This is a genomic window from Kurthia huakuii LAM0618, from assembly GCF_000505545.1.
Classification (GTDB): domain Bacteria; phylum Bacillota; class Bacilli; order Bacillales_A; family Planococcaceae; genus Kurthia; species Kurthia huakuii.
The window spans coordinates 1-24,962 of the sequence record NZ_AYTB01000018.1; the positions used below are offsets into that span (position 1 = coordinate 1).

At 39.2% G+C, this 24,962-nt stretch carries 26 protein-coding genes, 1 pseudogene and 1 riboswitch; of the genes and pseudogenes, 8 read left to right on the forward strand and 19 right to left on the reverse strand.

What is annotated here, in order from left to right; all coding sequences use genetic code 11:
* The first annotated feature begins 315 nt into the window (after nt 1–315).
* The 3 genes and pseudogenes from V514_RS19365 to V514_RS20935 form a co-directional block, all read left to right on the forward strand.
* Complete coding sequence (locus V514_RS19365) at nt 316–1,617, forward strand: polysaccharide deacetylase family protein (RefSeq protein ID WP_029500924.1); 1,302 nt, start codon at nt 316–318, stop codon at nt 1,615–1,617.
* 157 nt (nt 1,618–1,774) lie between these two features.
* Nucleotides 1,775–2,518 carry an SH3 domain-containing protein gene (locus V514_RS0116285; RefSeq protein ID WP_029500925.1) on the forward strand — a complete coding sequence of 248 codons (744 nt, stop codon included), beginning with the start codon at nt 1,775–1,777 and terminating at the stop codon, nt 2,516–2,518.
* Between the two features lie 231 nt (nt 2,519–2,749).
* Nucleotides 2,750–3,470: pseudogene (locus V514_RS20935) on the forward strand (RNA-guided endonuclease TnpB family protein); the annotation flags it as partial.
* Nucleotides 3,471–3,595: 125 nt separating this feature from the next.
* On the opposite strand, the gene V514_RS0116300 reads toward V514_RS20935, so the two are convergent.
* The 3 genes from V514_RS0116300 to V514_RS0116315 form a co-directional block, all read right to left on the reverse strand.
* Nucleotides 3,596–4,270, reverse strand: coding sequence for a serine/threonine protein kinase (locus V514_RS0116300; RefSeq protein WP_029500928.1), 675 nt, complete (start codon nt 4,268–4,270; stop codon nt 3,596–3,598).
* A gap of 112 nt (nt 4,271–4,382) precedes the next feature.
* Nucleotides 4,383–4,754, reverse strand: a complete 372-nt coding sequence (locus V514_RS0116305; protein WP_029500929.1) for a hypothetical protein — start codon at nt 4,752–4,754, stop codon at nt 4,383–4,385.
* A gap of 997 nt (nt 4,755–5,751) precedes the next feature.
* Entirely contained in the window at nt 5,752–6,144 is a 393-nt protein-coding gene (locus V514_RS0116315; RefSeq protein ID WP_029500930.1) for a VOC family protein, read from the reverse strand.
* 180 nt (nt 6,145–6,324) lie between these two features.
* Between V514_RS0116315 and V514_RS0116320 the strand changes: the two genes are divergently transcribed.
* Complete coding sequence (locus V514_RS0116320; protein WP_029500931.1) at nt 6,325–7,581, forward strand: right-handed parallel beta-helix repeat-containing protein; 1,257 nt, start codon at nt 6,325–6,327, stop codon at nt 7,579–7,581.
* Between the two features lie 255 nt (nt 7,582–7,836).
* Here the strand turns inward: V514_RS0116320 and V514_RS19375 are convergent, their stop codons facing one another.
* The 6 genes from V514_RS19375 to V514_RS0116350 all read right to left on the reverse strand — a co-directional run bounded on the left by V514_RS19375 (nt 7,837) and on the right by V514_RS0116350 (nt 12,138).
* On the reverse strand, nt 7,837–8,121 hold the full coding sequence (locus V514_RS19375; RefSeq protein WP_235073527.1) for an HsmA family protein: 285 nt from the start codon (nt 8,119–8,121) through the stop codon (nt 7,837–7,839).
* 149 nt (nt 8,122–8,270) lie between these two features.
* Complete coding sequence (locus tag V514_RS0116330) at nt 8,271–9,302, reverse strand: PQQ-dependent sugar dehydrogenase (protein ID WP_029500932.1); 1,032 nt, start codon at nt 9,300–9,302, stop codon at nt 8,271–8,273.
* 83 nt (nt 9,303–9,385) lie between these two features.
* The gene (locus V514_RS0116335; protein ID WP_029500933.1) at nt 9,386–9,658 is read right to left on the reverse strand and encodes an HU family DNA-binding protein; all 273 of its coding nucleotides are present in this window, start codon (nt 9,656–9,658) and stop codon (nt 9,386–9,388) included.
* 85 nt (nt 9,659–9,743) lie between these two features.
* A complete protein-coding gene (gene queE / locus V514_RS0116340) occupies nt 9,744–10,460 on the reverse strand; it encodes a 7-carboxy-7-deazaguanine synthase QueE (RefSeq protein WP_029500934.1) in 717 nt (238 codons plus the stop codon).
* Nucleotide 10,461: 1 nt separating this feature from the next.
* Nucleotides 10,462–10,884 carry a 6-carboxytetrahydropterin synthase QueD gene (gene queD / locus V514_RS0116345; protein ID WP_029500935.1) on the reverse strand — a complete coding sequence of 141 codons (423 nt, stop codon included), beginning with the start codon at nt 10,882–10,884 and terminating at the stop codon, nt 10,462–10,464.
* 92 nt (nt 10,885–10,976) lie between these two features.
* Nucleotides 10,977–11,023, reverse strand: a riboswitch (PreQ1 riboswitch).
* 98 nt (nt 11,024–11,121) lie between these two features.
* Complete coding sequence (locus V514_RS0116350; RefSeq protein WP_029500936.1) at nt 11,122–12,138, reverse strand: alpha/beta hydrolase; 1,017 nt, start codon at nt 12,136–12,138, stop codon at nt 11,122–11,124.
* 95 nt (nt 12,139–12,233) lie between these two features.
* Here V514_RS0116350 and V514_RS0116355 point away from each other — a divergent pair, with 95 nt between their 5' ends.
* Complete coding sequence (locus tag V514_RS0116355; RefSeq protein ID WP_029500937.1) at nt 12,234–12,755, forward strand: dihydrofolate reductase family protein; 522 nt, start codon at nt 12,234–12,236, stop codon at nt 12,753–12,755.
* 146 nt (nt 12,756–12,901) lie between these two features.
* Nucleotides 12,902–13,672, forward strand: a complete 771-nt coding sequence (locus V514_RS0116360) for an enoyl-CoA hydratase/isomerase family protein (protein ID WP_029500938.1) — start codon at nt 12,902–12,904, stop codon at nt 13,670–13,672.
* 43 nt (nt 13,673–13,715) lie between these two features.
* Here the strand turns inward: V514_RS0116360 and V514_RS0116365 are convergent, their stop codons facing one another.
* The 5 genes from V514_RS0116365 to V514_RS0116385 all read right to left on the reverse strand — a co-directional run bounded on the left by V514_RS0116365 (nt 13,716) and on the right by V514_RS0116385 (nt 17,920).
* Nucleotides 13,716–14,888: an MFS transporter gene (locus V514_RS0116365; protein ID WP_327059475.1), complete on the reverse strand. Its 1,173-nt coding sequence runs from the start codon at nt 14,886–14,888 to the stop codon at nt 13,716–13,718.
* 1 nt (nt 14,889) lies between these two features.
* Nucleotides 14,890–15,288, reverse strand: coding sequence for a MarR family winged helix-turn-helix transcriptional regulator (locus V514_RS0116370; protein WP_029500940.1), 399 nt, complete (start codon nt 15,286–15,288; stop codon nt 14,890–14,892).
* 122 nt (nt 15,289–15,410) lie between these two features.
* A complete protein-coding gene (locus V514_RS0116375; RefSeq protein WP_029500941.1) occupies nt 15,411–16,811 on the reverse strand; it encodes a DHA2 family efflux MFS transporter permease subunit in 1,401 nt (466 codons plus the stop codon).
* A gap of 93 nt (nt 16,812–16,904) precedes the next feature.
* The gene (locus V514_RS0116380; protein ID WP_029500942.1) at nt 16,905–17,477 is read right to left on the reverse strand and encodes a TetR/AcrR family transcriptional regulator; all 573 of its coding nucleotides are present in this window, start codon (nt 17,475–17,477) and stop codon (nt 16,905–16,907) included.
* A gap of 98 nt (nt 17,478–17,575) precedes the next feature.
* Entirely contained in the window at nt 17,576–17,920 is a 345-nt protein-coding gene (locus tag V514_RS0116385) for a hypothetical protein (protein WP_029500943.1), read from the reverse strand.
* Between the two features lie 376 nt (nt 17,921–18,296).
* Here V514_RS0116385 and V514_RS0116390 point away from each other — a divergent pair, with 376 nt between their 5' ends.
* Entirely contained in the window at nt 18,297–19,952 is a 1,656-nt protein-coding gene (locus tag V514_RS0116390) for a Na/Pi cotransporter family protein (protein ID WP_029500944.1), read from the forward strand.
* Nucleotides 19,953–19,988: 36 nt separating this feature from the next.
* Here V514_RS0116390 and V514_RS0116395 read toward each other — a convergent pair whose 3' ends face one another.
* Together V514_RS0116395 and V514_RS0116400 are read right to left on the reverse strand one after the other, a co-directional pair.
* On the reverse strand, nt 19,989–20,930 hold the full coding sequence (locus V514_RS0116395) for a hypothetical protein (RefSeq protein WP_029500945.1): 942 nt from the start codon (nt 20,928–20,930) through the stop codon (nt 19,989–19,991).
* A 4-nt stretch (nt 20,931–20,934) separates the two neighbouring features.
* Nucleotides 20,935–21,594 (reverse strand): glycosyltransferase, encoded by a 660-nt coding sequence (locus tag V514_RS0116400; RefSeq protein WP_051392496.1) that lies wholly within the window; start codon nt 21,592–21,594, stop codon nt 20,935–20,937.
* A gap of 97 nt (nt 21,595–21,691) precedes the next feature.
* Here V514_RS0116400 and V514_RS0116405 point away from each other — a divergent pair, with 97 nt between their 5' ends.
* Complete coding sequence (locus V514_RS0116405; protein WP_029500947.1) at nt 21,692–22,228, forward strand: GNAT family N-acetyltransferase; 537 nt, start codon at nt 21,692–21,694, stop codon at nt 22,226–22,228.
* A 35-nt stretch (nt 22,229–22,263) separates the two neighbouring features.
* On the opposite strand, the gene V514_RS0116410 is transcribed toward V514_RS0116405, so the two are convergent.
* From V514_RS0116410 to V514_RS0116425, 3 genes are all read right to left on the reverse strand, one after another.
* Complete coding sequence (locus V514_RS0116410; protein WP_051392497.1) at nt 22,264–22,485, reverse strand: DUF3953 domain-containing protein; 222 nt, start codon at nt 22,483–22,485, stop codon at nt 22,264–22,266.
* A gap of 282 nt (nt 22,486–22,767) precedes the next feature.
* Nucleotides 22,768–24,003 carry an MFS transporter gene (locus V514_RS0116420; protein ID WP_081715083.1) on the reverse strand — a complete coding sequence of 412 codons (1,236 nt, stop codon included), beginning with the start codon at nt 24,001–24,003 and terminating at the stop codon, nt 22,768–22,770.
* Between the two features lie 100 nt (nt 24,004–24,103).
* Nucleotides 24,104–24,745 (reverse strand): peptidylprolyl isomerase, encoded by a 642-nt coding sequence (locus V514_RS0116425; RefSeq protein WP_029500950.1) that lies wholly within the window; start codon nt 24,743–24,745, stop codon nt 24,104–24,106.
* Between the last annotated feature and the right edge of the window lie 217 nt (nt 24,746–24,962).

Consider the following 24,962-nt stretch of genomic DNA (forward strand, 5'->3'; position numbering starts at 1 on the left):
TGCAAATTCGCATAAGGGTGCATTATCGGTATTAGCGAAAATACTTTAAATATCCTATATTTAATTAAATTAATATATAAAGTTATCTTAAATTAACTAGGTTAACTATCAATTAAATAAAGGGGTTTACTGAAAAAATAACAAAAAGAGAATGTGCAAACAAAACATGTTGTAGGAGTCTGGCCTCGCACTGTAAAATTTTTAAAAATTTCTATACAATATTACAAACTTTTTACAATTTAGCTACGTCTAATTAGAAGAACGACAAGAAGTTGGGTAAAATACGCAACGAGATTATTACAGGAGGAATCAAAAATGCAATGGCTTCCTAAGACAAAATTAGGAAAAATCAATTTAGTGTTACTTACTGTTTTGACGCTTTGTGTTGGCATGTTTTTAGGGTTGCTTGGATATAACAAAACCGAGCACCATTCAGCAGGTGCAACGCAAGAGGATTTGGACAATGACTCTATTCTAGTGAAGGAAAAATCGCCCTTTGAAGGGATTTCGTATATAAAGGAACAATCCGATACGAAATATTATAAACTCGTTTATCCGATGACTGGAGAAGCGGCTGTTGATAAAGTGATTCAAGATGCGGTTTATGCGAAGCGCGATGCTTTTGTAGCGTCTGAAGCAACTCGTTTAGACAGTTCTATTTCAGCAACTACATCGGGAAATTACATTAGTTTTGTCATTAAAAATAACGAAGATGCGATTACAAAATCCGTACAGACGTTTACATATGATCGCCAACATAAAAAATTAGTAACGATTGAGCAGTTTATCGATACAGAAGCGCGACTTAATCGCTTGTCGAAGGAAGTGCGGACAGAAATCCAACGACAAAATGAACAGCTTCAGCTGAGTGCGCAGCAAATCGATCAATTAACGGATGCGACATGGAAAACGTTTGAGATGTTTGCGGTAGATGGTGAAAATTTCAAAGTATTTTATGCGCCAAATACACTAAAAAATCGCTTATCTTCCATCAGCATTCCGCTTGTGAATATTGATAAAAAACTTGATACACCGGTATTTCGTTTGAATACAAATGACAAAAAATATGTCGCACTAACATTTGATGATGGCCCTAGTGAGGCGGTGACACCGCGCATTTTAAATACGCTGAAACAGCATCAGGTGAAGGCTACATTTTATATGCTCGGTAGCTCTGTTGAAAAAGCCCCACAACTAGCACAACAAGTTTTAGCGGACGGTCATGAAATCGGCAATCATTCTTATGGACATGAGAATTTATCAAAAATGACCGGTGCAGAGGCTGAAGCCAACATTAATAAAGCCAATGAATTGATTAAAAATGCGACAGGTCGCGAACCGTTGACGATTCGTCCACCATATGGGGCTCGCAATAGCGAACTAGAACAGCTCTCTTCACAGCCTACGATTTTATGGGGCGTCGATACACTTGATTGGAAAACGCGTAATGCCGCTTCTACATTTCAAGAGGTGCAGCAGCATATTTATCCTGGTGCGATTATCCTGATGCACGATATTCATCCAACGACAGCAGATGCATTGGATTCGATTTTGACGTATTTAGAACAACAAGGTTATCAATGTGTGACGATTTCACAGCTAGAAGGATTACAATAAATAATAAAAATTCCTCATTGTTGAACAGTGGGGAATTTTTAAATTGATTAAAAAGCACTGCTTTGGAATGTTTTAACCTCGTTTTAACCTTGCATACTTATACTAAGCAGTATCATTGAATGATTGCAATTAACTTAATTATTAGGAGGATTATTTTATGAAAAAATCTCTATTTTTAACAATGGCTTTAGCAGGAAGTATGGCATTCCCTACCCTATCTCATGCCGAAGTCACACAAGTGTCATTTAAAACAACAACAATGTATACGAGCCAAGGTGTTTATGCTCGTAATGCCCCAAGTGTAGATTCTGATATTGTGACAACTATTCCAAAAAACACGGCGATTAAAGTAATAGGCATAGCACAAAAATCGTGGTATCGAGTTTTACTCAACAATGAAATCGTCTACGTTTACAAGGAATATGTCACTGCGAAAAAACCACTTCCAGCTGTAGTGAAAAAAGGATATGTGAAAAATACAGATGGCGTGGCATTAGCCGTCAGAGCAGGCGCTTCTAGTAAAACGAAAAAAATTGGTTCATTAAAAGAAGGTGCGAGCGTTCAACTAACAAAAAACTATACGGCTTCGTCAAAAGATGCTTTTTTTCAAATTATTTATAAAAATCAACTAGCCTATGTGTCTTCTAAATATATTAGCTTCGCTGCAATTCCTGTACAAACAACAAAAATTGGTATGGTGCGTAATAATAGCGATGTCCCATTAAAAATTCGTCAAAAACCTACGACACAAAGTAAAATTTTAGGGACTCTTAAAAATGGGGACAGCGTGACTTTCGCAAAACCTTATAAGAAAGGTGCCACAGATGGCTGGTATAAAATCAAATACAAAGGAAAAACAGCTTATGTCGCATCGCAGTATATTGTGCTAATGTTTCCTTAAATGAAAATAAACATCATCTATTGTTAGGTGAAGAAGTCAATGGACAAATTTTAATGTTCGCCACAAAAAACCGGAACCGCGCCACAGCGCGATTCCGGTTTTTCTTATTTATCATTTTTTCGCAGAAGACACCCTCCTCAACGAGTACAGCGAGTAGGTGGGTGATGAATGCGGTGCTTAAAAGTGGGTAACGAACGTTTGTTTGCGTTAAACTAGATGACAAACAAGGAGGTGTGGCATACAGCCTATAAAGAAGAAGGAAAAGGGTTGAATCGTTCTACCATGTCTAAAATGTTAACCAAGATGAAAAAACAAGACGACACAGCCTGGTTGCGCAACGTAGATAGTGTGGCCCTACAAACCTCCTGTGAACATTTGATCGATGCATTCGGTCGTTTTTTCAAGAAACAAAACCGTTATCCCCGTTTCAAAAGCAAGAAAAACCCCGTACAAAGCTATACAACCAAAAATACGAATCACAATATCGCGATTGTCGGTAACAAAATCAAGTTACCCAAATTAGGACTCGTCAAATTCAAACAAAGTCGCGCGTTTACGTGAAAAAGTCGTGTTTCAGCGCGAGGATTTTTTACACAAGTTGACGACGGCATTCATTCGTCAGCACGATGTCATTTGTATCGAAGATTTAAACACTAAAGGCATGCTAAAAAATCATAAACTAGCAAAAGCAATCAGCGATGTGTCGTGGTCCTCGTTTGTGCAAAAACGGATGTACAAAGCGAAGTGGTATGGCCGAACAATCGTGAAAACCAATCGCTTCTTCCCATCAAGCCAACTGTGCCATGTATGTGGGCACCGTGATGGCAAGAAATCCTTAGAAATCCGCGAATGGGTCTGCCCAGCCTGCCACGCGATACTCGACCGCGATGTCAATGCGAGTCGCACTATTTTAGCAGAAGGATTACGTCTTTTTGAAACAACCCAACCGTAGGGACTACGGGGCTCGCCTACTAAAAAAGTGAAGCCGCTGTTTCGAGCAAGGAGGAACAAGCATGCACTGTTCGTAGGAATCCACCATTTCAAGTGCGTTCATCAGAACGGCTAAGTGGGGGTAGTTCAAGTTAAATGAAATAGTTTTAATATCGCTTTTGTAAAGTCATCATATGAAAAGGAACTTTTTCGTTGTTGGTTATACCAGCGTCGAATGGTTTCGACTAGCCAGAGAGGCACAGAATTTCCATCGATTAAATGATAGTATTGCTCATAGCCTTTTTTCAAGTGTTCCCATCGTAAATCATTGCCAGGTAGCGCATATTCAGAGACATCAATAATTTTGGCTTTTCCATTTTGGAGTATAATATTTTTCAAATGAATATCTCGCGGATTAAGACCTTTGCTACGGATATATGCTCTTGCTTCTTCTACATCATCTATAACTGTTTTAGGAATGTGAATCCCTTGTAATATACAATCAAACAGCGTTAGCCCTTTTTCATAACTTAAAACAAGGTACTTGTCAGTTGAAGCGAAACAAGTTGGGAAGAACGTCGAATCCCCTAATGTTTCATAGACGTGTGCCTCCACGTTTATTTTATCTCGTTTATCGTAGGCATACACTTTAAAGGCATAACCCGGGGCAGCGATATGTTGAAAAACGGCTGCATCTGTTCCAACACCAATACACTTTAACTCATCCGTGATACCACGAATCGTTACAGGATCGTTATTTGGATGAGAAAAAACGTTGATGTTAGAAAGGGCATTTATCGCGATATCCCAATTATTGTCCATATTAAATCTCCATTCATTAGCTATTGAAGAAGTCGACCTCTTCCTATAGTTAGTGTAACGTATCGGGGCATCAACTTGAAATCATAGCATTCTGATACTAAAAATAAATTAATTAAATACTAGTAGAATATTTTTCGAGTTGCTTTGCTTTTTGACCGGCTAGCCCTGTTTTAGTCAGTTGCTTAAGCTGTTCTTTGTCCAAAACGTTTGATAATTGCTTCATCAACAGTTCGGTAGCAATATCTTTTATCTCGCCACTATGTTGTTCATGCTCTTGCGATTTAGGTAACTTTGTTTCTTTAACGATTATTTTTTCGCCATTAACTTTCGTGACATAATGACGAATATAGCCATGTTCTTTTTTAATTTCATAGCTTGCCTTCGTTTTTTTCTTTTTTCCTAAAAATAAATCATCTGTTAAACGATTCATACCTTCTTTTTTAATGTCAGTTAAGTAATGATTACTTGCTAATTGAATAGTCATTGAATCCTCCATTTATGTAACATATTTCCTTTTATATCGTCTGATGCAGAGTTATTTAAAGGTGCATTTCTTAACGTTTTGGGGATCGGACTAATCAATAATGCAGCAAGGCTATACAACGGGACAAACAAAGATGATGAACACATGGCACGAGATGTTAATATTAAATTTGAAAAATGGTTTTGACATTATGCGCATGTATACAGATGCGAAAGGTCGGCACAGAATTGTTCTTGAAAAAAAGTTACGTTGATGGAAATAGCGCGTTCAGAAATTAGCGATGACGTCGAAAAGCGTGTTTTGGGTACAACATAATTTTAAATATGCGTCAGCACTAGGTGAATAAGCCTACAAAAAAGATAATCATTTGCTTCAAATTTTCAGATGTAACATAGTTATTAAAGATGTAGCGATAGTTACGATAGTTTTGTAACAAAGGCTGCCGAAAAGCGGACAAAAAATGCCCGTTACGATTCAATTTTGCTCCTTTTTACGGCGATAATGAGCTATTTCCACACACGCTAGTTGAAGGATCTAACGTAGCGTGTCGCATTTTGTCTGTTTTTGAATAAATGACATTCTTCATTTAACCGTCGTATTTTTTGTGTTGAAATGACCCGTCAGAGACACAAAACGACCCCTTTTTTGCTCATTCCGGGTGAAAATGGGCTAAAATCATTTCTTGAAAATAATAATGATATGCTTTTTAATAATAAATAAAAATTTTCATTGACAGCTTTGTGCATGATGCTTACTAAAAGCGCTATTTTCTATGCGTTTATTGACCTTGTTTGACACTTATTTTCAACTATGTTGTATCCAAAACACGCTTCTTGGGCTCACGAGCGATTTGGTGTGACCGCTTCGAATTTTTAACATATGTTGACACAAGCGCTTATGAGAAATCGTATTTGTTCGCTAATCGTTGTGCAAACGATGCCGAAGCACTTGCAAACAGCCAAATGAAAAGAGGACGCCATCTAGGAGCCCTCCTTTTTTAAATGCCTTTTGTATTCATAAGCACGATACGCCAACCATCTGGATCTGCAATCGTCGCACCTTTTTCTTGCCAATAAGCATTTTCCGGTGGTACAGCTAGATACCCCATTGCTGCTAGGCGTGTTTCGATGATGTCGATTTGTTTTTTGTCAGGTATGTAAAAGACAAGTAAGTTATCGTCGGTCGGTGCTGGGCAGGGGCTGCCGTCAATATGCTGCGTGAATTCTAAATGATAGCTCGCATCCGGTACGCCAATCATAATACCTGTATAACCTCTGTGACCGGTGAAATCGCCAATTTTTGAAAGGCCTAGTCCATTACAGTAGAATTGTTCAAGTAATGCCAAGTTATCTGTCGGTCGTGCAATACGAAATTGTACAAATGATTCCATTTATGTCATCTCCTTTCCTTCTGTTTTTATTTTACAAAGAAAAGTGCGAAAAATCCTTACGACGTTGGAATGATTTTTCACACTTACTAGCTAAAATCCATGAAAAATATTGCCCATCGCTGGCTTGTTCAGTAAGCTGTTCTATAGATACGAAAACAAAATGATAAGAGGGTGTGTACTGTGAAAAAACGATTACTCTTATTCGTGCTGATGCTTGTGATTGTGGTAAGCGTATATGTACTGAATCAACGAGCAGTGTTGTATGTAGCACCAAATGGCAATGATGCGGCTACAGGGACAAAATTAACGCCGCTTCGTACGCTACAAAAAGCAGCAGATCAGGCAACACCAGGAACGACAATATGGATTCGCGGCGGCACGTATGATGAGCCGCTATATGTGACGACAAGTGATGTCCATTTCAAGGCGTATAAACAAGAAGCGGTCTATTTAGATGGTCGCAACGCAAAAAGTATTGATGGCAATAAGGCGATGATTACGATTCATAATCAACAGGATGTGACAATCGAAGGTTTGACGGTACAAAATGTGACGACAACATCGCCTAACGATACGGTGATGGGCATGTATATTAGTGGTACGGCGCGCAATATTACGCTAAAAAACAACCATGTGCGTGCTATCAAAACAGCTGGAAACGGCCATGGCATCGCTTTTTATGGTACGGGTGCTATGAAAAATATCGAGGTGGTGCACAATGTGCTAGAAGATTTAGAGCTTGGTGCAAGCGAGGCGCTAGTACTTAATGGAAATATTGAGCATTTCACGATTGCAAATAATACAATTCGGCGGAGTAATAATGTAGGAATTGATGTGATTGGTTATGAAGGCGTAGCGCAAACGAAGCATGCTGATTTTGTACGTGAAGGAACGATTGCAAATAATACGATTTACGCGATTTCATCGTATGGCAATCCGGCATATGGCAATGAATATAGCGCAGGTGGTATTTATGTAGATGGCGCAAAAAATATTACGATTGCCCATAATCATATTGCGCACAGTGATATAGGAATCGAAGCGACTTCGGAACATCGTGGTCGCAACGCCGATAATATACGTATTCTTCATAATGAAGTACGCGACAATTATTATACGGGGATTGCGATTGGCGGATATGATGCAGCACGCGGAGGTACAAAAAACACCATTATTGCGCATAATAAACTTGTCAATAATGATACGAAAAATTTAGAGGGTGGACAGTTATTAATTCAACATCATACGCAGGCGAACCGTATCGACAATAATGATTTTACAGCGAGTGATTCCGGTCTATACATTGCGAATGTTGCTCGGACAAATCGTGACACGATTGTGAAAGACAATCATTTCGATGCTGAGAGAGGGTTGTGGATTTGGAAAAAGCAAGAATATGGTACACTTGCAGCTTTTAATAAGGCAGTGAACGATTAAAAGCAGAAGAAATTCCTTCTGCTTTTACATTGTCGAAAAACGATTTAATCAAGAGATAAAATTTGAGTAGTAATTTTCTTGGCTAAATGAAACATTTTTTCTTTTGTTCCATCCGCTTCTTTTTAGTGTGTCCTATATTTAGCTACCAAAGTTTATCACAACTATCTTTAGGTGTAGCGAATAATTGATTTTGAGTTTTCACAACCGGTAAGAAGTCATCCAAATATTCTAGGGATTTACAGTCCTTACTCTTTTTTAATTTTGCATTCCTAAAATAAGTCCTGCAATATACGGGATTAACCAAAATAACCAAACAACTAAACTGAACTTATGGAAATTTTGCTTTGCTTGTGGTGTGCCTTTTACTAGTACATAGATAGCCCAAATTAAATGCAGTGCCATTAAAATAATGGCGGCCATACCTGTAATTTGGTGAAGTGGTAATCCTTGTTCTGCCACAGCGGGTTTTGAAGCGGCAATTGCTGCCATAAACTTTGTTCCAGCTGCATCAAATAATAAGCCGAGCGCAAAAAACGCCACATGTTTCCCTTTTAAATCTCCTGCACGACGCTCTGCGAAGACACCTATCTTATAAGTGTAATCGTAATAATCGCTAAAATAAGTCTTGAATCCATCTTTCTAACTCTTTTCCTTTAAGTGGGAATACTTGCGGTGTTATTGTATCATAATTACTTAATTGTTTGTTGCATTAAATAGTCATCGCCTTCTTGTGGTGTGCCGCGTCCATCACGATTATTCGTAATGAAATAAAGCGTGTTATCGACTAACATGACGTCGCGAATGCGTCCGACATCACTCACAATTGTTCGTTGCTTTTTCGTTTTCAAATCGAATTCAATAATGGCGGTACCGCGCAGGGCTGCAACATAAAGCTTGCTGCCGGAAGCGGCCATGCCAGACGGTGCCCACGTCGTATCTGCTCCTGATGTGAAGAGCGGTGTTTCCATCATTGGCTTTGTAGCGGTTCCTTCAATAATCGGCCAACCATAGTTGTGCCCTGGTTCAATGCGATTGATTTCATCATGCGCGCTATTGCCATGCTCACTCGCATACATCGTACGCCCAAGCCATACAATACCTTGTGGATTACGATGTCCATAGCTATAGACGTATGAATGACTTGAAGGGTTATCATGTGGAATGGAGCCATCTAAATTTAAGCGTAAAATCTTCCCAGCGAGCGAGGTCCTCTGTTGTGCTAAATTAGGATCTGATGCATCGCCTACTGTGGCATAAAGTTTATGATCGGGACCGATTTTCAAACGACCACCATGATGATAAGTACCGCTTGGAATGTGATCGAGTAAAATTTTTTCTTCTTGCCACATACTTTCATCGTAACGTAGTTCAACAATGCGATTAAACTGCCCTTTTGTGCTTTCATACGTGTAATATGCAAAAGCGCGATTCGACGTTGTAAAATCTGGTGCCAATACAAAACCAAGCAGTCCTGCCTCAGCAGCAGTTGCGAGTGGAGCGCTCAATGTGATGTTTTGTCGTTTCATATCACCATGCTGCACCTTCACAATATGACCTGGTCGTTCTGTAATATAAAATGTATTATCGCTGCGTTCAATTGCCCATGGTGTATCGAGATTATGAGCAACTATTTGCTCAGCGCTTTTTTTGGGCGCAACTGCATCCTGTGTAGCGCAGCCAGCGAGCGCAAAACTAGCCAAGCCGATTAACAATCGTTTCATTGGAATCCCTCCTTTGCAACCTGTTCCCGATTTTACAAAAAAAGAACCCCGCTATAAGCGAGGTCCTTTTGTATTGCTAAGTATTATTTTACTGCGTCTTTTAAGCCTTTACCTGGTTTGAAGGCAGGCACTTTGCTTGCTGGAATTTGAATATCTTTACCAGTTTGAGGGTTGCGTCCTGTGCGAGCTGCACGATCACGTACTTCAAATGTACCGAAGCCGATTAATGATAATTTATCACCTTGTGCAAGGGCATTTTGGATTGTATCAAATACAGCATCCACCGCTTTGCTTGCATCTTTTTTTGATAATTCAGTTGCTTCTGCTACTTGGTTGACTAATTCAGTTTTGTTCATTCGAAAAACCTCCTAATTGACTATTCTCTGTACATCATACAGATTTTTGAACTATACTTCAAATAATAACCTAAAATTGGAAAGCTTAAACCCCTCTTTTGTTTGCCCACACAAGTGCATGGAGCTGTGGCAGCGGTTTTGCATTATTCATAGACGGCGTGGCGATGACTTTGTTCCATAACCATTCAAGTTTTGTGAGTAAGCGCCCCGCAATCTCGCCCGCTTCCTGTGAATGACCATTGCCAACAGATAAATAGAGCTCTTGTGGTGTATAACGCTTATTTACCTCAATCGCGTAATCGAAATCCGCATCATCAAAAATGACCACTTTTAATGAATAGGTAGGAAGTCGCTCAATAATTGAATCAAGCATGGTCCAGTCTGTCACCATTTTAGAACTAGGAGGCTTAGGGGAAATCGTTAAATCATCGACTGCTAAAAACCAATCTTGCCAGCGGGAGCCTTGCGTTTCAAGGCCGATTTGAACACCATGTGCATGTGCACACGCAATTAATGCGGCAATCGGCTCATCGTATAGTGCCGGATTGCCTCCTGTAATCGTAATATGATTGAAATTAAGGATGCCATCTCTGGTGCCGATGTCGACTAACCGCGCCCAAATTGCTTCACCGGTCATTAATTGACCACGTTCGCTACCATCCCATGTAAATGCCGAATCACACCAAACACACGAATAATCGCAGCCAGCCGTGCGTACAAACATTGTTTTACGTCCCGTCACGATGCCTTCTCCTTGAATGGTTGGTCCAAAAATCTCCATAATCGGTACTTTTTTGGCCATGTTACGCCTCCCCTTTCGGACGGTACATGACGTATGATGTTGGCGTTTCGCGAACGAGCACTTGTAAGCAATGTGGGCGATTTTGCGTTGTGCTTAAATGGGCTTCGATACGTTGCCAAATCGTCTGTGCCATCACTTCTGTTGTTGGAAAATGTTCCGCCGAAAACTCTTCTAAATCGTTTAAAATGCGGTGGTCGTAGCGTTTATGCACAAGTTCTTTCAACGTTTGAAAGTTCACTAAAAACCCCGTGTCATCGAGTTCATCGCCGGCAATCGTAACATTGACGATATACGTGTGTCCATGCATATTGGCACAGTTTCCGGCAGTAACATCTGGAATAAAGTGCGCAGCTGAAAAATTCATATCTTTGTTTAATTCATACGCGTAGTTGTGTTGAGGATGTGGATAATATTGTGTGAGCATGTGTCATCACGAACCTTTCTTTTTTTGATGGGTACAACTAAAAGTGGCCATAAAAAAAGCCGTACCCTATGCGGATACGGACAGATCGTCATATTCCCATAGTTTTTTATAGAGGGTTGTTGCTATGAACCTCTTTTTTTACAGTATGTGTTAGTTGCGAGCCAAGTATAGCATAGATTGAAAATCTTTACCATTTTGATTTTTTAATGTGGGGGTAGTTCAAGTAAAGGATTTTAACTACTTCATATAGTCTCGTAAAAATAATAATGTTTCATCCAACGCTTGCTGTGCTTCTTTTAAATGATAACTAAATTGATACTCATGATAAATGTCGCCATGATCCTTATCAAAAAATAACCCTTCGACCGGCACATGTTTAGCCTTTAATGCACGCTCAAGTGCCTTCCCCTGCTCTGGAAATGAAAAGGTATTACCATCTGTTATATACGTTGGTGGAAAATCCGCTGTAACATGCTGTGCAATCGATGCCTCGTCAACTGCCGGATGTTGCTTCCACTCTTTATCGCCAATTAAATCCCATGCGACTGTTCGCGCAAAAAACTTCATAAATAAGTTCGTTGCGGGTAATGTTTTGAGCTGCTGTAAATCGACTGGTCCACTGTACGAAATGAATGCTTTTAAACGGTCCATTGGCACAGTGGCTGGCATATTCATTTGCTTAGCATAGGCTGGATTTGTTTGAATTAGCACGAATTGTCCGGCAATTTGCGCCCCTGCCGAGTCACCGCCAAATGCCACTTTTGTAAAATCTATATAAGGATACTTTTTCGCATTCTCTGTCACATACCGATAAACATCCTCAAGCTGCTGCACTTGTCCTGGGTATTGCAACTCTGGCGCTAATTCATAATTTGCTGAAATCACCGCGATGTGCTCTTTTGTGGCTACATAATGTGCAAACTCATTGACAAGTGATTTATCACCAGCGAGATAGCCGCCACCATGCAGCCAAAAAATAACGGGCACTTGATCATGCTTCTTTAAATTTTTCGGATAGTAAATATCAAATGTATTTTGCGCATATTTTGAATCATAGCGCTCATTTTTTACGACATTGACCGTTTCCTTCGCTTGCGCAAAATGACCGGCATCACGAATCGGTACTTCGCGATTAAACGCAAATTGAATTAATTTTGTACCCGGCTTTGGTGACACTTCAAAGGCAATCACAACTGTTATGACTGCGATTAGCAACATACCACCGAGCCATTTCAACCATGTTTTTATTCGCATACTTCGTGCCCCTCATCTTATTTAGTACGCGTATCATAGCACATTGAGAAATCTTTTTCATTTTGCTATGATTATGACACAAAAGGAGTGATTTGATGCGAAAAATTAAGTTATTTATCGCTACGACATTGGATGGCTATATTGCGACATTAGATGATAGCCTAGACTGGTTGATGAGCGTTGAAGGCGAAGGTGACAATGGTTACGGCGAGTTTATGGCAGACATCGATACCGTTATTATGGGCCGCACGACGTATGATTGGGTTATGAATGAAATGAACGGCGATTATCCGTATAGTGAGCAGACAAGCTATGTCTATACACACCAACAGCGTGAAAATACAGCACATGTCACGTATACAGCAGAGCCTGTTGCGATTCTTGGTGAACGTTTAAAGGCAGCTCCTGGTAAAGACATTTGGATTGTTGGTGGTGGTCAGCTTATTTGTGATTTCTTGGCGGCTGGTTTAGTCGATGAAATGATTTTGACGCTAACACCTGTGCTATTAGGTAAAGGCATTCGTTTATTCCCTGAAGGGGATTATGCGTCGGAATGGCAACTCGTAAAAACGGAGACATTTAATCAATTTGTTAATGTGCATTATGTTAAAAAGTAAGAGTGAAGGAGTACGTGCATTATGATGCGAGTGCTCTTTTTTATATAGACTATCGAGTTATCAAACGATTCATTCCCGATATTGTACTCTTATGTATCTTTCATTTATAATTAGAAAAAAATGGATTTTGTAAAGGGGATTTTTAGATGATTGATGTAACGCTTCAACACCATGTCGCTACGGTAATAATGAACCGCTCCGCAGCGAAAAATGCCATTGATTTAGAAACGGCAAAACGCTTATTAGATGTGGCGCTTGAATGTGCCGAAAATGATGATATTCGTGCTGTCGTGCTAACAAGTAGTGATACTGTTTTTTCAGTAGGCGGTGATTTGAAAAGTTTTGCGAGCGCAGATGAAGCGATTAATACACATTTAAAACGTGTTACCGGTTATTTGCACCAAGCGATTTCTCATTTTGCACGCATGGAAAAGCCTGTTATTGCAGCCGTAAATGGCGTTGCAGCGGGCGCTGGCATGAGTTTAGTATGTGCTTGTGATATTGTCTATGCTTCAGATAAGGCGAAATTTGTTGCGGCTTATAATAAAATTGGTGTCACACCAGATGGCTCACTTAGCTACTTTTTACCACGCATCGTCGGCATTAGACGCGCGCTTGAATTACTTTACACAAATCGCTTATTAACCGCGGCTGAAGCGCACGATTGGGGCCTTGTTAATGCTGTCATAGCTCCTGAACAGCTGCAATCTACGGTTCAACAACTTGCCGAACAATTGGCACAAGGTCCTACAAATGCTTTCGGTGCAACGAAAACACTATTTTACCATTCATTCGAAGAAACACTCGAATCCCAAATGCAAAAAGAATCGTTATCGATTGCGAAAAAAATTGCTGATGCAGAAGGTCAAGAAGGATTGCATGCCTTTTTAGAAAAACGCGAACCAAAATTTTTATAACAAAAAGCAGAGATTCTTTAGTAGAATCTCTGCTTTTTTACGTTTAATTTTTAGCGGAACGTGCAAAAATTAAACTATAGATCAATAACATACCGAGCATTAATGCGGCTGAAACCATATAAATCGCACTGTAACCAATTGAAACCGCTACAATCCCAAGCACATATGACCCTACCGCAATGCCTAAGTCAAACAATGTAAAGTATGTTGCTGTCGCGTAACTTGTACGTTCGGGTGCAGTTGCTTGCACACATAACGATTGAAAACTCGTTGTTAATGTGCCGTACCCCATACCGAGGAAAATCGCCGATGTTAGTAACAGTGCCGGATTATCGGCATTTCCTAATAACACAAGTCCAATCGCAAATAACATAAATGATGGAATAATAACATATTTTGCACCATATGTATCGTAAATGCGTCCTGTAAATGGGCGAACCCCGATCATCGCCACGGCAAGCACCGCATAAAAGTAGCTAGCGGCACCTAGTAAATCTTGCTGTTCTGCATACAATGATAAAAACGATAAAATACTTGAATAAGCAAAGGCAATGACCGAGGCAACGATAGCTAATGGCAAAGCCTTTTTCTCAAATAAATCGTTAAACGTTAAACGGAATTTTTGCTGTTGTTTCGGTTGTACAAGGTCGCGCGTATTTAACGTCAGCGCAAGCACCGAACCAATAGCTACAACTACGGCCAATACGAGAAATAACGCATCAAAACTCGCATATTGAATGACGAGCAGCCCGATAAATGGACCAATTACAATCGCTAAATTAGTAGACATTGTAAAGTAGCCTAGCCCTGTCCCTTTGCGTTTGTTAGGGATAATGTCAGCCGCTAATGCTCCGGCCGCTGTCGTTGCAATGCTAAACCAAATCCCTTGGAAAAAGCGCAAGCCTAGCAGCACCGTAAATTCTTTAAAAACGACGTATAAAATCGTGCAAGCTAAATAAATAAGCAAACTAATGAGTAGTAAGCGTTTTTTGCCGTATAAATCTAATAATTTTCCACTGAATGGGCGCATTAAAATCGCCGATACTAAAAATGCCGTCACAAGAAGACCCGCTTCATCATCCGTTCTGTCTAATATCCCACTCGCATACAGTGGCAACGTCGTAATTAAACTATAAAACACTAAGAAAATAGATAAGTTTGTAAAAAATAAACTAATAAAGCGTTTCGTAAAAATTTGATTGTCGTTTTCCATCATCTCAGCCTTTCATTTTTTGTAATAAATGAAGAAGTTGCTGTTGTTCGTCTGCACACAGATGTTGACTAATACGCATTTCATATTGTTTGACCGCTGCTGCAACAGCAGGTAGTTTTTCATCTGCCCATGCCGTTAGTGCAATAATTTTTGCGCGCTGGTCGGCTCCTTGCCGGCGCTCAACCCAGCCAAGTACTTCAAGGCGATTGACGGTACGTGTCACAGTCGGTGCCTCGACATGAAGTTGTTGCCAAATATCAGTGAGTGTCATTGCACCTTGGCGCTGTAATAAATATAAAATGGTCCATTGTGAATGGAATAATTCAAATGGCTTTAACACCTCATTTAATTGCTGACTAATTGAGCGGTTTGTTTGAAACAATTGTAAAACTAATGGATTCATAACAGACTCCTTCTAATTTATTTACCTAGTTAAATAAATAACTTTTTCATCATACGCATTTATGTTCAGAAAGTAAAGAATTTCTCAAAAAAAAAGCAGAAGTAGCAACCTCTGCTTTTAGATTATGAAGTCATTTTTGGACGACTAACAAAGAGTGATAACACGAAGCCAATGACTGCTAACATCACGATAAAGAAGAAAGCATGCTCTGTCCCAGCGGCAATCAATGTTTCGACGCCTGCTTTCGGATGCGCCGCCGCATAACTTACTTGCCCTGTTGTCATCAATGTAATCGAAATGGCCGTCCCTGCAGCGCCTGCAATTTGTTGGAATGTATTCAATACTGCTGAGCCGTGCGAATACAATTTTTTTGGTAATTCATTTAGCGAATTCGTTTGAGCTGGCATAATAATCATTGAAGCCCCTATAAAGAAAATCATATATGCAACGATAACAATCCAAAGTGGTGTTGAAGCGCTAACAACGACAAATAATAGCACCGCTGCAACAACGAAGAACAAATAGCCAGCTGTCAAATAAATTTTTGCACCTACGCGGTCAAATGTATTCCCAACGACTGGTGCTAAAATCGCGTTAATCAAATTCCCAACGAGCATCGCTAAACCAGCGCTCGTTGCAGTTAATAACAAACTGCCCTTTAAATACAGTGGCATTAAAATCGCCATTGCTAAAATTAACGCAAAGGCAATAAACAGTAATAATGAGCCAATTGTGAAATTACGATATTTAAATACGTGCAAATCAATCATTGGCTCGTCGCTTGTAAATTGGCGCCATACAAATAATAGCAAGGCAATCATTCCGACAACTAAAATCGTTGTTGAAACGACGGATCCTTCCGAAAATGTACTTAAGCCGTAAATAATACCGCCAAATGCGACTGTTGATAAAAGAATCGAAACATAGTCGATTTTCGGTTTTGTTAATGTTGTGACATTGAATACTTTTGGCAGTAATGTAGCAATTAAAATCATGTATAATACAACGCTTACCCAGAAAATATAATGCCAGCTTGAAACATCCACAATAAAACCAGCGAGTGTTGGGCCAATCGCTGGTGCTAGTGTGATGACCATACCCATTAAACCCATCGTAGCTCCGCGTTTAGTGATTGGGACTACAATTAAAATAACATTAATTAGAAGCGGTAATATAAGACCGGTCCCGACAGCTTGTATTACGCGTGCAAATAGTAACATGGCAAATGTTGGTGCTATGGCGCCAACAGCCGAGCCGACAATCGAGAAAATAAATGACGCGATAATAATACTGCGCGTTGAAATCCATTGAATAATTAATGCTGAAATGGGTACTAAAATCCCTAATACTAATAAATAACCTGTTGTTAACCATTGTGCTGTACCAGCGTTGACGTGGAAATCATTCATGACATTGGTCATTGCCATGTTCATCGCTGTTTCTCCAAATAAACCGATAAATGCGGCAATCATTAATAACGCAATCATCGGTTTTGGATTTCTTTGTTGTTCTTTTGTACTCATACGAACTCCCTTTTCTAGACCAGTCTATATAATTTATTTGCAAAAAATTAGACTAGTCTATATATATTTAATTAAAAAACAATTACGAGGTTCTTATGCAAAGAATCCTGGAATTGTTTTTCGTAACATATTAATCGGCTCATTCGATTTTTTTGTAATCGATAGCATCAATACTCCTTCAATCGCAGCACAAATCGATACTGCTAAGGCATGTGCTTGTAGTTGAGCAATCCCTGAATTAACAATCTTATGATAATAAAGCTGCTCCACTTGCTCGTAATTTTCTTGACATACAAGGCGAATTTCTTCATTCGCAAATGCTGATTCTAATGAAATTAACGAAAATGGCGGCATATCGAGTGCATCAGGTGTATCAAGCTGTTCAAAGCGTTCACTCATTTTATCTAAATAATTTTGAATCGCTACTACTGGATTCGGATGCGAGTCCAAATAAGCTTTAATATCTTCAACTAATCGATTTGATGAAGATTGCACAACCTCTTTGACAAGCTGGTCCTTACCATCTGGAAAATAATGATAGAGTGACCCTTTCGGCGTCCCAGATTCTTTCAAAATCTGATTGAGCCCTGTTGCGTGATAACCTTGTGAATGAAAAAGTTTCGTCGCAACCTCTAACAAATGATCGCGCGTCGTATTATTTTTCATAAAATGGGCCTCCTAAAAATTATAACGATTGGTCTACTCGATACATGTTACACCGTTTAATTTTGAAAGTCAAGATTGGATTTTTCTGCTAAATTTTATTATTTTACACGAATTGCAAATGAATACGCGGCATCCCCTTCTTGCCATGTGGTCCAAATAATATAAAAATACGTCCCCGCTTTTGTTGGGGCTATCAGTTGATTGTTTTTAAACATGACATTTTTATAATTATTTTCAGCTAACCATCTGGACATCGTTATTTTCATTGGTCCCAGTCGCGTTGTAAATTTTACCGTAATCGTTGCTCCTGGTTCAACATCAGTTGGCGCAATCCCCTTTAGTAATGTTGATGCAGAGTCAATTTTATCTACGCAGCCGCGCTCCCAACAATACGTGCCAAGTGCAGCTGTGATTTGCGTAGCTGCTACTTCGATTTTCGGCATTGTGTAGCGCAGGGTTTCCAAATAACCCGTTGACCGCCTTAATGCACATTGAAAATTTTTCACCAATACGAAAAACATGCTGTCGTTATTATCAAACAGCTGCTAAAACACATTGTACAATTTGTCCTCTCAACAACATAAAATGAATTTACAATAATTAACATAATATTTAATTCATGTTGATACGTGATTAATAATGGACTGAAATCATTAACAAAAATTTACTTTTATGAAAGAAAACAATGAATTTTGTCGAAATTATAACGGTCATATTACCGGGATATTTGGGTTATGTAAAGAGAATGTAAATAGCATTTACATCCGGCTGACTTATTGGCATGATAGACATGAAATAAGTAATGAGGGGAATTAATTCATGGATATTAATGTACAAGAGATGATTTTTCAATTTTTAGGCGGGCTCGGCTTATTCCTATTCGCCATTAAATTTATGGGTGATGGATTACAAAAAGCTGCTGGAGATCGTTTACGCGACATTCTCGATCGCTTTACGACAAACCCGTTTATGGGTGTACTTGTTGGTATGCTCGTAACGGTATTAATTCAATCTAGTTCTGGAACAACCGTTATTACAGTAGGTCTAGTTAGCGCCGGCTTTATGACGTTACGCCAAGCAATCGGCGTTATTATGGGTGCTAACATCGGAACAACCGTAACTGCCTTTATTATCGGGATTGATGTTGGGGAATATGCTTACCCAATTATGGCGGTAGGTGCCGTATTATTATTCTTCTTCAAAAAGACATCGATTCAAAATGTGGGACAAGTTATCTTTGGCTTCGCCGGTTTATTCATCGGTCTTGAAATGATGAGTAATGGGATGAAACCATTACGCGACTTCCAACCATTTATTGATTTAACGGTACAAATGTCTGACTTACCAATTCTAGGTGTTGTTGTTGGTACGATTTTCACATTAATCGTACAATCATCTTCTGCTACAGTAGGTATTTTACAAGGTCTTTATGCAGAAAACTTAATTCCGCTTCATGGCGCACTTCCTGTTTTATTTGGTGACAATATCGGGACGACCATCACAGCTGTTTTAGCTGCATTAGGTGCAAGTGTTGCCGCGCGTCGTGCTGCTGCTACTCACGTACTATTTAACTTAATTGGGTCAATTATCTTCCTGATTTTATTAACGCCATTTACGATGTATGTTGAATGGATTTCAGGTGTACTAGACTTAGAAAACAAAATGCAAATTGCGTTTGCACACGGAACGTTCAATATTTTAAATACATTAATCCAATTACCATTTATCGGGTTACTTGCATGGATTGTGACAAAACTCATTCCGGGTGAAGACACAGCAATTGAACATAAACCAAAATTCTTAGATGAAAATCTTTTAACACAGTCTCCCTCTGTCGCACTTGGTCAAGCGAAAAAAGAAGTGTTACGCATGGGTGATTATAGCGTACAAAGTTTAACAGAAGCTTTACGCGTATTAGACAATAAAGATATGAAAGCCATTCAAAATGTAGAACAGCTCGAAATGGCAATCAATAATCTAGACCGCAAAACAACGGCCTATTTAGTAGAATTGTCGAAACAATCTCTATCAGGTAATGACTCCGATTTACAACATAATTTATTTGAAAATATTCGCGACATCGAACGTATCGGTGACCATGTCGAAAATATTGTCGAACTGCTTCAATTTAAAGATAATAACAAAGTATGGTTAAGTGATGAAGCGTACGAAGAGCTTGTGACGATGTATAAATTAACAATGCAATCGGTTAAAAATGCTTTACAAGCACTCGATACACAAGATGCCGCGCTCATTCAAACGGTTTATGATGATGAAGAGCGTATCGATAATATGGAGCGCACATTGCGTAAACGCCATATTCGCCGTCTAAATGAAGGGCTTTGCTCTCCTACGGCGGGAATCGTGTTTGCCGATATTATTAACAATCTAGAGCGCATCGGCGACCATGCGAAAAACTTAGCCGATACAGTCGCAACAAAAGAGCAACAATTAGCAAATCAAACAATGTCATAATAGACATAAAAAATGAGGTTGGGAATGATCCCAACCTCATTTTTTTGTTTCTGGTGCATACCAAATCAAATCAAAAAAGTGAATTTTTTTATAGTCATTCGTTGCTAAAAGTGCTTGTCCACGTTGTTTTAATGCATTCGCAAGAGCATCATTCTTTTTCATCGTCGCATATTGACTAGCTAACGCATACACCGCCGCAGACTGAACGCCATCCCCTTTTTTTGATTGGCGATTATAGTTGCCCGATAACTTATCTTGCGTTTGCCATTCTTGCTCCAACCACTGCCAAAATTGATGCGTTGATTCGCCAGCTTGTTCGCTATTCATCGCAATCAACAATTGATCGACCATATGAACCTTATTTAGCGTTGTAAATTTCTTCGTCTTGACCATATAATACTCGGGGAAAAATGGCGCGCCTTGTTTAACTGCTTTGCTATACACTTGCTTTAATGCTGGCATATCGCCACCATAGCTAAGTACGACCCGTTTACTAGCTTTTTTTTGCTGCCAATCGTAAAAATCCATCACGAGATTTCCCACCATTTGTGTCTGTTCAATCGTTGCTAGTAATCGCTGTTTTTCAGTCGATGTAGTAGGCAGTTGTTCAATTATTCGCCGGTCATCAATCCATGATGTTGAGGTTGCTTTTTCAGTATTTTCTATGCGCCAGCTCAAAAATAATTGTTGCTGCTTCTGATGCGCAAATTGTGAAAAAATCGCTTGCTCTATCTTTTGTGCTTTTTGTTGTTCGCCTACTTTTACAAGCCACGCATAATAAAGTCCCATAGATTCTAACAAATATTCCTCATTATCTGTTGTTCCATACGTGCGGATCGTGCCCGTTTTATCATTTATATAATGCTGCTCCACAATATCGATAAACTGTTGTTTTGTCCAAGTCCTTTCATCAACTTTCGATGTACAACTGCTTAAGAAAAGAGGCACCATAATAACGAGCAACCATGCTTTTTTCATCTATTTACCCCTTTGCGTGTTGTAGATTCTTTTTGAAGCGATTCGTTTTATCCCAATTAATTGCTTCACGTTTTACAAAACGTTTCCAAAAATAAATGACTAGACTTCGTGTCAACAATACTAAAAATAGTTGTGCATACGTAAAATACATGACCATGCCAACAACTATTTTAATTGGTGTAATTTTCCCATCGACGACAATGGCACTAAATAGCTGTGCGGTATATACAACATAGCTCATAAACCAAATAAACAACACAGGCGCTGTATATTTTGGCTCAAACCAGTCAAAAAAACTACCTATCAGAAAAATATGTGAAAATAACAATAACACGACAAATAATAAATATACTAAAATATGCTGTAGCGATAAATGAAATGCTTTCTTCTTCCAAAATGACCATGACGTCACTAATTTTTCAAGCAAGTAAATATTCCCAATGAGCCAACGTGTACGCTGTTTAATAAATGTCTTCAAATTTTCTGGCTCCTGCTCCCATGTACGCGCTTCTGCAACAACAGGAATAACATAGCCCGCTGTCGTCAAGCGAATCGTTAGCTCGGCATCTTCAGCGAGTGCAAATTCATCATACCCGCCCATTTCAAGTACAATGTTCTTTTGTAACAGCATATTTGTGCCAGCCAATGAGCCTAACTTAAACAACTGCCAACGCCCGCATTGCAGCACCAATTTATAATTAAAAGACTATTTTCACCTCATATGGGAATAGAATAGAAAGCACAATTATGAGGTAATGACAATGCTACCAACATTAGAAACACCTCGACTCAGGTTGCGCCAAGTTACAGCAGCAGACTTTAAAGGGATCCAACAATTTGCGACAGATGATGACGTAACGACGTTTTTAGTGTGGGATACGCATCAATCGTTAAATGAGACAGAGGCATTTTTAAACGAATTACTTAAAAAATATGAGCACGGGAGTCTTATCTGGGGCATTATGGTCAAGGAAAATGACAGATTAGTTGGCATTATTGAGTTTAGTGAATATCGACGCGATGAAAAAATTGCGGAGATGAGCTGTGTCATTGCAAAATCTTATTGGAAAAATGACTATGCGAGCGAGGCAACGCAGGCGCTCATTCGCTATGGTTTTTCAGAATTAAAACTAGAGCGTATCCAAGCAAGCTATTTTTCTGAGAATATTAGTTCTGAGCGCGTTCTTCAGAAAGCAGGACTGTTTTATGAGGGTACACAGCGGCGTGGAAAATTTGTGAAAGGTCGTTATCATGATGTGAAACTTTACGCGATTTTGCGCAGTGACTTAGGGTATTAAAAAGGAGGTCCATTGTTTTGGACCTCCTTTTACTATTATGTGAGTAGCGCCACTACAATAAAAATAAACACTGCAAAAGCGAAACTCCCCGCTACTTTCTGTCCTTTTTTAAAGGCTTCAATAGCTATTACAAGCATTAACAACCCTAAGAAAAAGATCATATAAGCTTGATAGCTAAAATCTTCCGTAATGAGGCCGTACACCGCAAAGCTTGCAATAATAAGCGCTAAAACAACACGTACAATGAGTAATATCAAGATTTTCGCCCCTTTGCTCAATTACGTTAAGCATAATGAAAACTAGAAATATTTTCAATTATTACCATTATGATTACAGACAGTATCACAATACAACCAAACAGCATACTAATAATATACTGCTGTTTTAACCAAAGCTGAAAAGTGACTATTAATACAGTTAATAGTTAAAAAATCATCATCAATTGTCGGAGCATAACTTGTTCGGTAAAAAACCATATCCCTGCAAAAATAGCTGCAATAGTAAAACAACTTTCTCGAATAATTTTTAAAGCCATGCCTCTATCCCTTTTCTTCAACAACATCATTTTTTTTAATTGGCTCTCCTGCCTCGATAAAAGCCTTATTACGAATGAAAATCATACCTAGTATGAACATCAGCGTCCCTGTAAGAATTAAAAGCCATTCGATTTTTACAATATCGGCGATTGGACCAAAAACAAGCATCCCAATTGGCATCATGGACGATGAAATCATACTAAAAATACCAAAGACACGCCCTAAATAATTCGGATCCACACGCTCTTGTAGCATCGTCATTGATGGGGTGTTGAAATAAGGCATGACTAAGCCACTGATAGACATAAATACGAGATAGAGCACAAAGTTCGGCACTAATCCAAGCGCAACTGTCCCAAGCGCAATAATGAAACAGGCTCCAAGCATTGTTTTAATACGATTACGAAAACCTGCCCAGAGCGCAATTAAACCGCCACCAAGCACCATGCCACCCATAAAGGCTAATTCAATTGCTGTCAGGCGCCATACTTCATCACCGAAAGAACGTACAGTTTGAAGCGGCGTTAAAAAAGCGATTGGTGCAACGAGGAAAAAGATAATCGCAAAAAATAAAAAGAAGGGCTTTAAATATTTTTGATTGCTAATATAATGAAACCCTTGCTTCAAATCATCGATATAGCGTAATTTTTCCTGTGTCGCTTTCTCATGGGTTTTAACATGAATAAATGCTAACAACGTCCCAACCCCTATCGCGGCCGTCACAACATCGATGAAGAAAATACTTTGCAAATTTGCAAAAGTTAACAACGATGCACTGGCAATAGGGGCAATTAACATCGTCGCTGCTTGAATGCTCCCATTAATACCATTAACGCGCACAAGCTCATCCTCTGGCACCATTTGCGGTAAAATCGCGCTTACTGCTGGCACTTGAATGGCTGCTCCACAAGCTCGGATAGCGACTGCTAAAAACAATAGCCACATCTCTTGATAGCCCATCATAAATGTAATCGCCAAAATAAGTGTTGTCACAGCGATGACGCTATCTGACAGGGCAATCAGTTTTTTGCGATTGAACTGATCTACCCAAACCCCAGCGAATGGCGACAAAATAAAAGTTGGAATAAAGCCAAATAAAATATACAGCGTCATAATCATACCGGACTTTGTTTCTAACGTGACATACCACATAATGGCATATTGCACGAGTGCTGAACCAAATAAAGAAATTGTTTGACTTGTCAAAAATAAAATAATCGTCCGTTTCCAATTTTCCATTGGTTTATCCTCCATTAGAACATTTGTTCCTTTTATTATAGCGCGAATTATCAGATAATTCAACCAAAAAAGCCACGTAAGCAACTACGTGACTCTTTTTTTAATTATTTGTAACTGGTGCTGGGTAGTCAAAACCTTTCGTATCGACTTCCACTTTTTTCATTACTTGAGGACTATTCGGTTTGTCTGCACCATCACGTGGTACTTGCACAATAGCATCAACCGTTTCCATGCCACTTGTCACTTTACCAAATGATGCATATTTACCATCAAGCGATTCGTTTTTCTTTACCATAATGAAAAATTGTGAACCTGCTGAATCTGGATCGTTTGAACGCGCCATTGACACAACGCCGCGATCATGCGCTAAATCATTTGTAAAATGATTGTCGCTAAACTCACCATCAATTTCATAACCAGGGCCACCTGTACCATTTCCTGATGGGTCGCCGCCTTGAATCATAAAGTCAGGAATGACACGATGGAATATTAACCCATCATATTTGCCCGCTTCTGCTAATGCAATAAAGTTTGCTACCGTATTTGGCGCTACTTTGGGATAAAGCTCGATGACGATTTTTTCATCATTTTCCATCGTGATTGTCACAATAGGATTTTCTTTTACATCTTTTTCATATCCCGCATTCACTGTTTCTTTTTCTTTGTTTTCGTCGCTCGTATTGCCACATGCTGCAAGAATCGCTACAAATGCCAATAGAAACACGATTGACCACTTTTTCATATCCTTCTCTCCAATCTACAGACAATTAGTTTCATTATAACGATTGCTCAACAGACTTCCAATGAAAAAGCTAACATTAAACAGTCAACGCATAATAAAGTCTGAAACTAACCATATGTAAAAGAAGTAAGATGCTTACTACAAGCGGTACGTTGAACATGATGTTACTTTCCAACCTCCTGCTAGCGATTGTGGTGACATCATCACTCGATGTTGT